11 protein-coding genes are annotated in these 12700 nt (G+C 67.1%); 7 read left to right on the forward strand and 4 right to left on the reverse strand.

The window, feature by feature from the left end; genetic code table 11:
* Nucleotides 1-50: 50 nt before the first annotated feature.
* Nucleotides 51-2546 carry an MMPL family transporter gene (locus tag KCTC_RS08625; protein WP_125568611.1) on the forward strand — a complete coding sequence of 832 codons (2496 nt, stop codon included), beginning with the start codon at nucleotides 51-53 and terminating at the stop codon, nucleotides 2544-2546.
* Here KCTC_RS08625 and KCTC_RS08630 read toward each other — a convergent pair.
* The gene (locus KCTC_RS08630) at nucleotides 2523-3908 is read right to left on the reverse strand and encodes an alpha/beta fold hydrolase (protein ID WP_164512542.1); all 1386 of its coding nucleotides are present in this window, start codon (nucleotides 3906-3908) and stop codon (nucleotides 2523-2525) included. The two genes, KCTC_RS08625 and KCTC_RS08630, sit on opposite strands and share 24 nt — an antisense overlap.
* Before the next feature lie 56 nt (nucleotides 3909-3964).
* On the opposite strand from KCTC_RS08630, the gene KCTC_RS08635 reads away from it, so the two are divergent.
* Together KCTC_RS08635 and KCTC_RS08640 are read left to right on the forward strand one after the other, a co-directional pair.
* Nucleotides 3965-5047: a chromate transporter gene (locus KCTC_RS08635; protein ID WP_125568615.1), complete on the forward strand. Its 1083-nt coding sequence runs from the start codon at nucleotides 3965-3967 to the stop codon at nucleotides 5045-5047.
* A 32-nt stretch (nucleotides 5048-5079) separates the two neighbouring features.
* On the forward strand, nucleotides 5080-5262 hold the full coding sequence (locus KCTC_RS08640) for a hypothetical protein (protein WP_125568617.1): 183 nt from the start codon (nucleotides 5080-5082) through the stop codon (nucleotides 5260-5262).
* A 28-nt stretch (nucleotides 5263-5290) separates the two neighbouring features.
* Here the strand turns inward: KCTC_RS08640 and KCTC_RS08645 are convergent, their stop codons facing one another.
* On the reverse strand, nucleotides 5291-5794 hold the full coding sequence (locus KCTC_RS08645) for a bacterial proteasome activator family protein (protein WP_125568619.1): 504 nt from the start codon (nucleotides 5792-5794) through the stop codon (nucleotides 5291-5293).
* Nucleotides 5791-6786, reverse strand: coding sequence for an NAD(P)H-quinone oxidoreductase (locus tag KCTC_RS08650; RefSeq protein ID WP_125568621.1), 996 nt, complete (start codon nucleotides 6784-6786; stop codon nucleotides 5791-5793). The genes KCTC_RS08645 and KCTC_RS08650 overlap by 4 nt, the downstream gene beginning before the upstream one ends.
* Before the next feature lie 200 nt (nucleotides 6787-6986).
* On the opposite strand from KCTC_RS08650, the gene KCTC_RS08655 reads away from it, so the two are divergent.
* The 4 genes from KCTC_RS08655 to KCTC_RS08665 all read left to right on the forward strand — a co-directional run bounded on the left by KCTC_RS08655 (nucleotide 6987) and on the right by KCTC_RS08665 (nucleotide 11902).
* On the forward strand, nucleotides 6987-7766 hold the full coding sequence (locus tag KCTC_RS08655; protein ID WP_125568623.1) for a carbon-nitrogen hydrolase family protein: 780 nt from the start codon (nucleotides 6987-6989) through the stop codon (nucleotides 7764-7766).
* Between the two features lie 18 nt (nucleotides 7767-7784).
* Nucleotides 7785-8819 carry a hypothetical protein gene (locus tag KCTC_RS15045; protein WP_231998654.1) on the forward strand — a complete coding sequence of 345 codons (1035 nt, stop codon included), beginning with the start codon at nucleotides 7785-7787 and terminating at the stop codon, nucleotides 8817-8819.
* Nucleotides 8816-9715, forward strand: coding sequence for an amidohydrolase family protein (locus KCTC_RS08660; protein WP_231998655.1), 900 nt, complete (start codon nucleotides 8816-8818; stop codon nucleotides 9713-9715). Before KCTC_RS15045 ends, KCTC_RS08660 begins: the two co-directional genes overlap by 4 nt.
* Nucleotides 9716-9871: 156 nt before the next feature.
* Nucleotides 9872-11902, forward strand: a complete 2031-nt coding sequence (locus KCTC_RS08665; RefSeq protein WP_125568627.1) for a phosphocholine-specific phospholipase C — start codon at nucleotides 9872-9874, stop codon at nucleotides 11900-11902.
* Nucleotides 11903-11938: 36 nt separating this feature from the next.
* On the opposite strand, the gene KCTC_RS08670 is transcribed toward KCTC_RS08665, so the two are convergent.
* Nucleotides 11939-12616: a FadR/GntR family transcriptional regulator gene (locus KCTC_RS08670; RefSeq protein WP_125568629.1), complete on the reverse strand. Its 678-nt coding sequence runs from the start codon at nucleotides 12614-12616 to the stop codon at nucleotides 11939-11941.
* Nucleotides 12617-12700 lie beyond the last annotated feature (84 nt).

The following is a 12700-nucleotide window of genomic DNA, read 5'->3' on the forward strand; positions in this document are numbered from 1 at the left end:
CTTAGGCTCGACCGGACGCGGGATTCTGCCGCGACGTGGAGGAGACGTACATGCACAAGTTCTTTGCCTGGATCGGCGAGTTCTCCGTGAGGTTCCGGTGGGCCATCGTGGCGTTCTGGATCGCTGCCCTCACCGGCGCGATCTTCGCGATGATCAACGGCCACTCGCTCACCAGTGTGAGCCAGAGCGACAACAGCTCGTTCCTGCCTGACAAGGCTCCGAGCCAGCACGCGATCAAGTTGTCCGAGGTGCTGCAGCCGAAGAACACGCAGAGCATCCCGATCATCGTCGCGAACAAGAACGGCCTCACCGCGAAGGACAACGCCGCAATCGCTGCGCTGATCGCCAAGGTGTCGAAGATCGACAAGGTCACGGACGCGGTGATCGCGCCCGGCGGCAACGCGAACGCACAGATCATCAACGTGCAGGTCACCGGCATCAAGAACGGTCCGAGTTCGCAGAAGGACTACGAGACCCTGGTGAAAGCGCTGCGATCGTCGATCACGGCGACCGAGAACAGCAGTGTCACTCCTCATGACAGCGGCTTCGAGGCCCACGTGATCGGTGCGATCGCGGATGAGGTCGACAACGCAGCCAAGTCGGGCAACAACAACACGCAGATCGAAATCTTCTCGTTCGTGCTGATCCTGCTGATCCTCTTCCTGATCTACCGGTCGATCCTCGCTCCGTTCGTGACCCTGCTGCCGGCCGCCGCTGTCGCGATCATCGCGCAGCCGGTGACCGCGGTCGCCGCCGAGAACGGCCTCAAGGTGTCGGCCCTGGCCACCATCCTGATGTCGGTCCTCGTCCTGGGGGCCGGCACCGACTACGGGCTCTTCCTGGTCTTCCGCGTACGCGAGGAGGTCGAAGCGGGCCGCTCGCCGCGGAACGCAGTGGCCTACTCGGTTGCCAAGGTCGGCGAGTCCGTCGCCTTCTCCGCTGGCACGGTCATCGCGGCGTTGCTGTCACTGCTCGTGGCCAGCTTCGGTATGTACAAGACGCTCGGCGCCCCTCTCGCCATCGGCATCGTCTTGATGCTGCTGGCCGGTCTGACGCTGACGCCGGCGCTGTTGGCCATCCTGGGCCCGAGCGCCTTCTGGCGTCCGCGTACCTGGAAGCACCGCTTGATCTTCCTCGCAGTCGGCGTTGTCGCCGGCCTGCTCTCCGGAGTTGCTGGTGCCGTCGTTCCATCCGGCTGGGTGCGGACGCTCTTCAGCGTGATCCTCGGCATTCCTGCCGGCGTCGCGCTCGCCCTGTTCGTGATGAGCTTGATCTGGTGGCTCCTCGACGTGATCGGCGCCAAGATCGGTGGCCGCGGACCGAAGATCTCGTGGGGCCGCATCTCGGCGGCGGTGGTCCAGAAGCCGGTGCCCGTCCTCCTCGTGGGAGTCGTGCTCTTCAGTGCACTCGCATCGTTCACGTTCGGCTTCAAGGCCTCCGGTTTCGGCGACGGTGCGAGTGCTCCCACGGGTACCGACTCGGCTGTCGGCGAGGCGCTTCAGAAGCAGTACTTCCAGGGTCGTACGGGCGACCAGACCACGGTCATCATGGTGTTCAAACAGGACGTCTGGACCGATGGCTCGGTCATCAAGGACGCGAAGGACGCACTGGCAGCTCACACCGAAGCCTTCACTTCGGTGAGTAGCCCGCTCGACCTCGGCGCGAAGCAGCTCAGCCCGGCCGTACTGCCGCTCCTCAAGGCTGGCACTCCGATCCCCGGATTGACCCCTGTCGTGGAGGACAGCCTCCGCAAGGCGCTGGCGCACTCGATCAGCGCGGACGGCCACACCGTCTTCTTCGCAGCGAACCTGACGGCTGGAGATCCGTCGAAGACGGCCGCTCTGGACGCGACGCCGACGATCCGGAATGCGGTCAACGCCGTGGCCGGCAAGGTCGGCGCTGCTGACAGCGGAGTCATCGGCATGTCGACGGCGGTCTACGACATCAGCCACATCTCCTCGGACGACCTCAAGAAGGTCGTTCCGATCGCGATCGTGGTGATCGGCCTCCTGTTGATGATCGTGATGCGCAGCGTGGTCGCCCCGCTCTACCTGATCGTGTCGGTCGGCCTGTCCTACCTGGCAGCGCTCGGCACGGCGGTGCTGGTGTTCATGACGATCGGCGGTGAGCCCGGCCTCGTCTTCTTCCTGCCGTTCATGATGTTCATCTTCTTGCTGGCACTCGGCGAGGACTACAACATCCTGGTCATGACCCGTATCCGCGAGGAGGCGCACCACAAGCCGCTGAAGGAGGCCGTACGTGACGCGCTCAGCGCGACCGGAACGACAGTCACCTCAGCCGGACTTGTGCTGGCGGCGACCTTCTCCGTGTTCGCGGTCGTCGGAGGCAGCGGCGGTGGGTCACAGATCCGCGACCTCGGCGTGGGCATGGTCGTAGGCATCCTGATGGACACGTTCCTCGTCCGGACCTTGCTGGTGCCGTCGACCGTGATCCTGCTCGGCAAGTGGAACTGGTGGCCGTCGAAGTTCAGTCACGACCACCAGAAGGAGGTCGTCGTACCGTCAGGGGCGGAGCTCGCCGACTAGCGCGAGGATCTGCTCTACCGTCGTGGCCGCGGGCTGACTGTCCGCGGCCACGACGGCGACGCGTACGCCGTCCCGCGCGAAGTCGGTGCGCAGACGCTTGGTCGAACGCTCCAGCACGGTGTGCGGCGGCTGCGCGACGTTGATGATCGTGCCGCCCTCGGCGTACGAGGCGATCAACTCGGCGAAGCCTCGAGCCAGAGTGCGGCCCGCGTTGTTGATGACGACGTCGGGTACGCCCCATGACTCGCTGACTCGAGAGACCAGGTCAGCGTCGACGTCATCGCCCAGAACGGTGCCGTTCTCGCCGACCAGGGCGGCGGTCTCTGCCAGCGCCGCCTCATGAGTCCCGCTGAGACCGACGCGGGCGCCCTCGCGGGCGAATGCCAGCGCCGCGACCCGACCGATCGCCGAGTCGGCGCCCGTCACCAGCACGCGCTGGTCGGAGTACGCACCGTTGCCGGTCGGGTGGTGCAGCGTGGCCGGGAGTTCGCCGCCCTCGGCGTACGCCATGAACTCGCGGACCTTCGTCGCGATCATGTCCGGCCGGTGCTGGACGACCCAGTGGTTGCCGACGACCGTGCGGGTGTGCAAGTCCGTCACGAATGGTTTCGGAGCCTGCGTCTGCAGGGCCACGGTCACGTGCGGGTCATGGATCGGGGCCAAGACCTGGACCGGCACCGTGGTCGAGCGCGGCTTGGGTGAGAGCAGCGCATCCACGAAGTTGGCGCGATAGAGGTTCACGCCGTTGGTGACGTTCTGCTCGGGGCGCCGCTCGGAGCCGATCTTCAGCGGCAGGCCCTTGCGGAATGACAGGTTCGCGAGGCTGTCGATGAGACCGATCCGCGCCATCAACTCCGGCACCACCGGGACCTGGAAGATCCCGATGTAGTAGCTGTGCAGCAGTTGACCGACGCTCGCGCGGGCGTTGAGCGGGTTGCGCAGCCAGCGTGACGCGTGGTCCAGGCACGGCCCAGAGATGCTCGTGTACGAGATCAGCCGGTCGCGAGCATCGGGGTCGGTCACGGTCTCCCAGGCTTGGATCGAGCCCCAGTCGTGGGCGACCAGGTGGACCGGGGCGTCCGGGCTGACCGAGTCGATGACCGCGACCAGGTCGGCGGAGAGCTGCTCCATCCGGTAGTCGGCAATCTTCGCCGGCACCTCTGACTGGCCGGCACCGCGTACGTCGTAGGTCACGACGCGGGCGTGCGGCTTGAGCTCCGCGACGACGCCGTCCCAGACGGTGTGGTCGTCGGGGTAGCCGTGGACCAGAACGACGGTCGGGGCGTCGGCCGAGGGGCCGGCGGTGACGTAGACCTTCAGTTTGAGGTCGTCGGAGGTGGTGACCGTACGTGCTCTGCTCACCCGGGAACGGTACCGCTCGGCCTCGTGGCCGTCGCCGCCTCTCATAGGCTGGCCCCGTGGTCGCGATCCGGCAGATCCTCCTGGGCTGGGGTCGCATCGGGATCGTCGGCTTCGGCGGCCCTCCCGCGCACATCCGGCTGCTGCGGGAGTTGTGCGTCGAACGCAACGAGTGGATCGACGCGGTTGAGTTCGAGGACGCGATCGCCGTGTGCAATCTGCTGCCCGGACCGGCCTCGACACAGCTGTCGATCTGGTCGGCATGGCGGGTCGGCGGGCGCCTGGGTGGTCTGGTCGGTGGACTCGCGTTCATCGTCCCGGGCTTCGTGGTGATCCTCGCCCTGTCGATGGTGTTCCTCTCCGGTCATCCGCCCCGCTGGATCCTCGGAGCCGGTGCGGGAGCCGGCGCAGCCGTGGCCGCCGTCGCGCTGCATGCGGGCTGGACGCTGACACCCACGTCCTGGCAACGCACACCGTCGCGTGTCCGCTGGGGGGCGTACGCACTGGCGGCCGCCGTGGCCGCAGCTGTGCTCGGGCCGTGGGTGGTGGTCGTGCTCCTCGGCTGCGGCGTTGCGGAGCTGGGGTGGTCCCGGTACGGCCTCCGGCGTACTCAAGGGACGATCAACGCCTGGACCCTGCCGGCACTCCTGTGGACCGCGGTCAAGGTCGGTGCGCTGTCGTACGGCGGGGGCTTCGTCATCATCCCGCTGATGCGGGGGGATGCGGTCGACAAGTACGGGTGGCTGAGCTCGCAGCGGTTCCTCGACGCGGTCGCGCTCGGTCAGATCACCCCGGGTCCGGTGGTCCACACAGTCGGCGCTGTCGGGTACGCCGCGGCCGGGGTGCCGGGGGCAGTCCTCGCGACAGTGGTCGCCTTCACGCCGTCGTTCCTGTTCGTACTCCTCGGGGCACCCAGGTTCGACCGGATCCGTGGCGCGCGCGGACCCCGGGCGTTCCTAGCCGGTGCCGGTCCTGCCGCGATCGGTGCCATCGTCGGCTCGTCGATCCCGCTGGCTCGCGCCCTCAACGAGCCCTGGCAGTGGGTGGTCCTGGCCACCGCCCTCATCCTGCTGTTCGTGGGTCGGGTCGGCATCGTCACGACGTTGGTGATCGCGGCAGTCGCCGGAGTACTTGCGCTCTGAGCGCGCTCAGGTGCGTCTGGCAGGCTGGAACCATGGCCACCAAGGCACCGCGCTCGTGGGCGCCGTACGCACTGATCGCGATCGTGATCGGCGTGCTGATCCTGCTGGCGAAGCTGATCATCAGCATCATCTGGGCGCTGTTCGTCGTGGTGCTCGTGGTGATCTGTGCCGCGGGTCTGGGGCTGCTGATCGCCGGTCGACTCTCGAAGAGATGACCGCCACCTCACTCACATGTGAGTGAGGTCAGAGGTACAGACCTCCTTGCGGACCCTGGTCGGGCCCACCCTCGAGATCGCTGTGGCCGGTCGGCAAGCCGCGGCGCATCTGCTCGAACTGTGCCCGCGAAGCGACCTGCTGGGCATAGATCGCGGTCTGGATGCCGTGGAACAGACCCTCGAGCCAGCCGACGAGTTGCGCCTGGGCGATCCGCAGCTCGCCGTCCGACGGCGTCTGCTCGTTGAACGGCAACGAGAGCCGCTCCAGCTCCTCGACGAGCTCGGGCGCGAGTCCGCTCTCAAGCTCTTTGATCGACGCCTTGTGGATCTCCCGCAGACGATTGCGGGAGGCCTCGTCGAGCGGAGCCGCCTTCACCTCTTCGAGCAGTTGACGGATCATCGAGCCGATCCGCATCACCTTCGCCGGCTGCTCCACGAGGTCCGCCAGGTTGGTCTCGTCACTGTCCGACAGGGCGCCCGGCTCGACTGCCTGGCCGACGATGATCTGCGAGTCCTGCGGCTGCTCGGTCATGCATCCACCTTAGAGGCGCCCATGGTGAGGATCAGTTTGCCGACGTGGGACCCGGACTCCATCCGACGATGCGCGGCGGCGGCGTCCTCGAGGGCGTACGCACTGTCGATCGGCACCTCGATCTCGCCGGCGGCGACCAGCGGCCAGACGTTGGCCTCGACCTCGGCGCAGATCTCCGACTTGGACTCCACCGAGCGTGACCGCAGCGTCGTACCGATCAGCGAGGCTCGCTTGCGCATCAGGGCGTTGAGGTCGACCTCGCCGCGTACGCCGCCCTGGAGGCCGATCACGACGATGCGGCCACCGTCGCGAAGGGCAGTGAGGTTCTTTTCGAGGTATGCAGCGCCCATCACGTCGAGGATGACGTCTGCGCCGCCGAGCGCCTGGACCTCCGCGACCCAGTCGCCTGCGTAGTCGATCGCCACCTCGGCACCGAAGCCGCGGCAGGCGTCCAGCTTGCCGGCCGACGCCGTGGCGATCACCCGGATCCCGCGCGCCCGCAGCAGTTGCAACGCGAACGACCCGACCCCGCCCGCGCCCCCGTGGATCAGGACGGTCTCGTGCGGCTGGACGCGCGCGATCATGAAGAGGTTCGACCAGACCGTGGCAGCGACCTCGGGCAGTGCCGCCGCCTTCTCGAGCGAGACGCCCGGGACGGGCAGACACTGGCCTTCCGGCACGGCCACCTTCGATGCGTACGCTCCGCCGGCGAGCAGGCAGCAGACCTCGTCGCCCACCTGCCAGCGGGTCACCCCGGCCCCGACGGCCGAGACGATCCCGGAGCACTCGAGCCCGATGACGTCGGAGGCGCCGGGCGGCGGCGGGTAGAACCCCATCCGCTGCAGCAGGTCCGCTCGGTTGAGTCCCGCCGCGGCGACGTCCACGACCACCTCGCCCGAGGCCGGCGTGGGGTCGTCGAGCTCGACGACATGAAGGGAATCGGGACCTGGGATCTGGCCCGGCTCTGCCGGGCTCACCGCTACGGCGCGCATGATGGTCAGCCTAGGAGCCACGACCTAGGGCTTGTCTGACATATCGGTGGCCTGCTGCGCGCCGCCCCGCCAGGCCGTCGGCTTCGTTGTCGTCCCTCGGCGTGGCCACCGCCACGCCTCCCTCCTCCGCCTTGCCCACGGCACAGCCGGAACGCCGCTCGCTACGGCCAGATATGTCAGACAAGCCCTAGGGTGAACGAGTGGCCTGGGATCGAGTACGCATCGCGCTGGTTCAGGCCGCGTCCAGCCTTGAACCCACCGAGAACGAGCAAGCCCTCGATGCGCTGGCCCCACGCGACGCCGACCTCATCGTCTTCCCGGAGGCGTACGCGCGCGACTTCGGCTCGATCGGCAGCGATCTGAGTCCGTACGCGCAACCGCTCGACGGACCCTTCGCCACCGAGGTCGCCCGGGTCGCGGCGGACCGTGGCGCGACCGTGATCGCCGGAATGTTCGAGACGAGCGACGATGGCGATCGGCCGCTGAACACACTGGTGGTCCGGGGAGCGGCAGACACGGAGTATCGCAAGATCCATCTCTACGACTCGTTCGGCTATCGCGAGTCCGACTCCGTCCAGCACGGCCCGATCGTGCCGACTGTCATCGACGTCAATGGTCTGCCTGTCGGACTGATGACCTGCTACGACCTGCGATTCCCGGAGATGGCGCGAGCCCTTGTCGAGCGCGGCGCCGAGCTGATCGTGGTCCCGGCGGCGTGGACTGCCGGCACCGACAAGGTGACGCACTGGGAGACGCTGCTGCGCGCGCGGGCCATCGAGAACACCGTGTTCGTGGTCGGAGTCGGGCAGCCCGGACCTCGCTACTGCGGGCACTCAATGGTGGTGGATCCCGCGGGGCACGTCCTGGCCGAGGCCGGTCCGGACGCTGCGATCGTCAGCGGCACCATCGACCGCGAACGACTCGAGGACGTACGCGCCATCAATCCGTCGCTCGCGAACCGTCGGTTCGCGGGTCACTAGGACTACTCTGCTCGCGTCATGACACAGGTCGCTTCTCGCCGTGCATCCAGGTCGGTGCTGCCGCCTCGGCTGCAGATCCCGATGTCGGAGATGGCGACCTGGTGGTCGGTCTTCGGTGTCGGCATCGGGCTGATGGCCCTCGGCATGGTGACCCCGCGCGTGGTCGCCGAGTTCGGCGGCGCGTGTGTCGGACTCGCGTTCACGTGGGCGCTGGCGGCGCGTACCGGCGGGCCCAAGTTGCTGGTCTCCGGGCTGGCCGCCGCGGTCGGGCTGGTCGCGATCGCCTCCGATCTGGATGCGTTGCGCACGGGAGCCTCGATCACGACAGCCGTCATCGCCTCGATCCTCGGCATCGTCGTGACCCGGCCCGCGACCAACCTGTTCGGTGCGCTCAAGGAGACCTTGCTGGCGCTGGTCGTACCGCTCATCGGCGGCTTCGCTGCGCTGGCGTTTGCGCCGCGGTACGAGAGTTTTGCGCAATACAAGTGGGGCGTCGGCGGGATCGCGGCCGTTGGACTGTTCTGGTTGGTGTTCCGGCTCGGTGCGGGCCTGCACGGCCTCGGTCGTCGTGGTGTCGTCATTGTGATCGGCGGCGCGTTCGCGCTCGCGATGGTGCTGGCGTACGCAGAATTCCTCCGGACGTACGGCTCGCACGACGTCGTGAACTGGATGCAGGTGCGTACGCAGTGGATGCGCGCGCATCTGGGTGCGTATCCCCGACCGATGATGGCCCTGATCGGCATCCCGGCGCTGATGCTGGGCGTGCACATGCGGTCGCGTCGCGGGCAGGGATGGTGGGTCAGCGCGTACGGCGTCGCCGCGACAGCCACGCTCGCCGCCACGATCAACAACCCGGACGTCGGCTTGCGCGAATCCGGCCTGGAGCTCGTCTACTCACTCGTGGTCGGCGTGCTGATCGGTGTACTCCTGATCCGTGTAGACCTCGTCCTGAGCTCAGTCGGTCGGCGATCCTCCGGCCGTCGGGTCGCCGATGTGGATCCCGAGGCCGCCGGCGTACGCACCGAACCGGCCCGGACCCAACCGCTGCTGTGACCTCTGCCTCCGACCACGGCGGCGAGGCCGCCTGCCTCCACACGATCGCTGCCGACCTGGCGATTCCCGGGATCATCGATGTCCACACCCACTTCATGCCGAAGCCGATGCTGGACAAGGTCTGGGCGTATTTCGACGGCATCGGGCCGCTCACCGGTGCACCGTGGCCGATCGCGTACCGCCTCGAGGAGGACCGTCGGCTGGCGATCCTGCGCGAGTTCGGAGTGATGGGTTTCACCGCGCTGAGCTATCCGCACAAGCCGGGCATGGCTGAGTGGCTCAACGGCTGGGGCCGCGACTTCGCCGCTGCTCATCCGGATGTGATCTCGTCCGCCACGTTCTACCCGGAGCCCGGTGCCGGTGCGTACGTCCTCGACGCGATCGAGGACGGGGCGCGGGTGTTCAAGGCGCACGTCCAGGTCGGCGACTACGACCCGAACGACCCGCTGCTCGACGACGTGTGGGACCTGCTGCAGCAGACGTCGGTCCCGGTGGTGATCCACAGCGGTCACGGCCCGGCCGCGGGTCGGTTCACCGGCCCGGAGGGGATGGCTGCGCTGCTCGCGCGGTTCCCGCAGCTGGTTCTGGTGATCGCGCACATGGGGATGCCCGACTACACGCCGTTCCTGGACCTCGCCACGCGGTTCGAGGGCGTCCATCTCGACACCACGATGGCGTTCACCGACTTCGCGGAGGGGCGTACGCCCTTCCCGGTCGGCGAACGTGGGCGGCTGCTCGAGGTGGGGCCGAAGGTGCTCTTCGGCAGTGATTTCCCGAACATCCCGTACCCGTACCAGCACGCGGTCGAATCGATCCTGCGCCTGGATCTGGGTGACGACTGGGCGCGGGGCGTGCTGCACGACAACGCCGCCCGGCTGCTCTCGTTGGCCGAGTAGCGGACGTTCGCATCCGGAGCCAGAATCCTCGGTTGTCTGTACACCTTTGATTGTTGTTCACGCTTCAGATACCGCGATTCCACCCCCACCCACTTCGCTTGTACATACAACTTGCCCCGATGCCGGGGAACTCGCGAATCAGACAAGGTGGTCACGATGTCAGACGTAGTGGATCGACGTACGCTACTCGCCGGTGCTGCCGGCGCGGCCTTGGCAGGCGCCCTGGGTGGACCGCTCGTTGAGGCACTCACCCAGTCCGCGACCGCGGCCACCGGGACGATCGCCGACGTCAAGCACGTGGTCATCCTGATGCAGGAGAACCGGAGCTTTGACCACTACTTCGGCTCCCTGAACGGCGTACGCGGCTTCGCGGACCGCAGCACGATTCTTCTGCCTGGTGGCAACTCGGTGTTCAACCAGCCGAACGGCGCTGGGCGTCAGTACCCCTTCGCGCTGGCAGCCTCCAATGGTGAGTTGTACGCGCAGTGCCAGGGCGATATCGATCACGGCTGGTCGTCCCAGCACGCCGCCTGGAACCACGGCAAGATGGATTCCTGGATGTCCGCGAAGGGCAAGATCGGCGCGCTGGGTTACCTGACCCGCGCGGATCTGCCGCTCCACTACGCACTTGCCGACAACTACACGATCTGCGACGCGTACCACTGCTCCGGCCTGACCGCCACGGGACCGAACCGCACCTACCTGTGGAGCGGATCGATCCATGCCGGAGGCGGACAGGGTGGCCCGGCGTACGACGGGGGCGACGAGTCCGGGCTGAGCTGGCAGACCTACGCCGAAACCCTGCAGAACGCCGGCGTCTCGTGGCGGGTCTACCAGAACGCCAGCGACAACTTCGGTGACAACGCTCTGGCGTACTTCACGCAGTTCGCCAATGCCTCGCACACGTCTCCGCTGTGGGTCAACGGGATGTCGAGCGTGCCGGCCACCAGCGGTGTCACGCCGACCGACATCCTTTCGGCCATCCAGGCCGACGTCACCAACAACACGCTTCCGCAGGTGTCGTGGGTGGTCACCGATCAGATCACGTCCGAGCACCCGATCGGTCCGCCGGTCAACGGTGAGCGGTTCATCTCGGGTCTGCTGCAGGCGCTCGCCGCCAACCCGGCGGTGCTCAACAGCACCGTGCTGCTGATCAACTACGACGAGAACGACGGCTTCTTCGACCATGTTCCTCCGCCGGTGCCCTCGGGCGGCCAGGCTGACGAGTTCATGAACGGAACGCCCGTGGGCCTCGGCTTCCGGGTCCCGATGATGGTGATCTCGCCGTGGAGTCGCGGTGGCTGGGTGGACTCCCAGGTGTTCGACCACACCTCGGTGATCCAGTTCCTCGAAAAATGGACCGCGGCCATCGGCACGCCGGCCACCTGCCCGAACATCAGCGCCTGGAGGCGGTCGGTCTCGGGGGACCTGACCTCGGCCTTCGACTTCACCAGTCCAGTGACAGGGCTCCCGACGCTACCTACCCCCGGGGCGGCCGTCAGCGGGGCGACCTGCAACCCGTTGCCGAATCCGTCGCCGACCACCAACGCCCAACCAACCCAGGAATCGGGCACCCGCAAGGCGCGCCCGTTGCCGTACCAGCTGAACGCGGACGTCTCGTCGTGGTACTACTCCGGCAGCACGATCCAGCTCAACATCGCCATGACGAACAGCGGTGCATCAGGCACCAACGCAGCACACTTCGCCGTGTACGCAAACGCGTTCCGGTCCGGTGGTCCCTGGCAGTACACCGTCCCCGCGGGCACGACGACCACGGACTTCTTCAACGTCGGGGCCGGGTACGGAAACGGCCCCTACGATTTCACCGTCGTCGGCCCCAACCGCTTCTTGCGACGGCTCACCGGCAACGCCACCAGCGCCAGCAAGAACGTCGAAGTGGCGACCCGCATTGCGACCGCCCCGAGCACCGGCAAACTGGCGATCTGGCTCGACATGGCAAACAACTCCAACCAGAGCGTCACCGTCACCGTCGCGGCCGGCAACTACCGCAGTGATGGTCCGTGGACCTACACGATCCCCGCCGGTACGACCACATCCGACTATTGGAACGCCGTCGCCTACACCGATGGCTGGTACGACCTGACCGCGACAGTCGACGTCGATTCGACCTGGTCGCGACGATTCGTCGGACACATCGAGACGGGCCTGCCCAGCGTGACCGGCTGACACCGCTCTACGTGACGACGTTCAGCGCTTCGGCGGTTACGCCTGGATCTGACCCAGCGCCCAGATCGCCGACCGGATGTGCGTGGTCATGGCGCGGCGGGCTGCTCGGCTGTCCCTGGCCTCGATCGCGTCGGCTATGACGCCGTGCTCATGAAGCGCCCGTTGAGCTGCGGCTGGGATCGCCCCGGTGGCGATGCGTGAGTTGATGAGGAGGTCCTGCATCGGCGCGAGGATCCGCGGCAGGACCGAGTTGTGGCTCGCCACGGCCACGGCGTCGTGAAACTCAAGATCCGCCTGCCAGATCGGCTGCTTGCTCTCGTGCGCAAGACGGAAGTGGGCGTGGGCACGCTTGATCGCGACGAGTTCCGCGTCGGTCCGGTGGGTTGCGGCGAGAGCTGCGGCTGACGGTTCCAGCATCAGACGTACGTCGTACAACTCGCGGAGAGTTTGGCTCCCGAGTGTGATCGCGAGAGCCGAGCTCGCAAGGGCGTTCTCGGCGCTTCCATCGAGCACGCGCGCACCCAGGCGGGGTCTGATCTCGACGAGGCCCAAGGCCCGGAGACCCTGCATGGCCTCTCGCACAGTGTTGCGTCCGACCGTGTATTCGGCCATGAGTTCCTGCTCGGAGGGAAGCCGTGAGCCCGGGGGGAACTCACCCGTCGAGATGCGCGCGAGCAGTGCATCGGCAACTTCCTTGCTCAGACGTTCGCTCACTCCGCCCCCTTTTCGAGCATTTTTTGGTGTGACGCTTGACACTAGCGGAATCAGGACTAGTTTTGTCCCAATCGTAGGACAAAT

Source organism: Nocardioides baekrokdamisoli (genome assembly GCF_003945325.1).
GTDB classification, from domain to species: Bacteria; Actinomycetota; Actinomycetes; order Propionibacteriales; family Nocardioidaceae; genus Nocardioides; species Nocardioides baekrokdamisoli.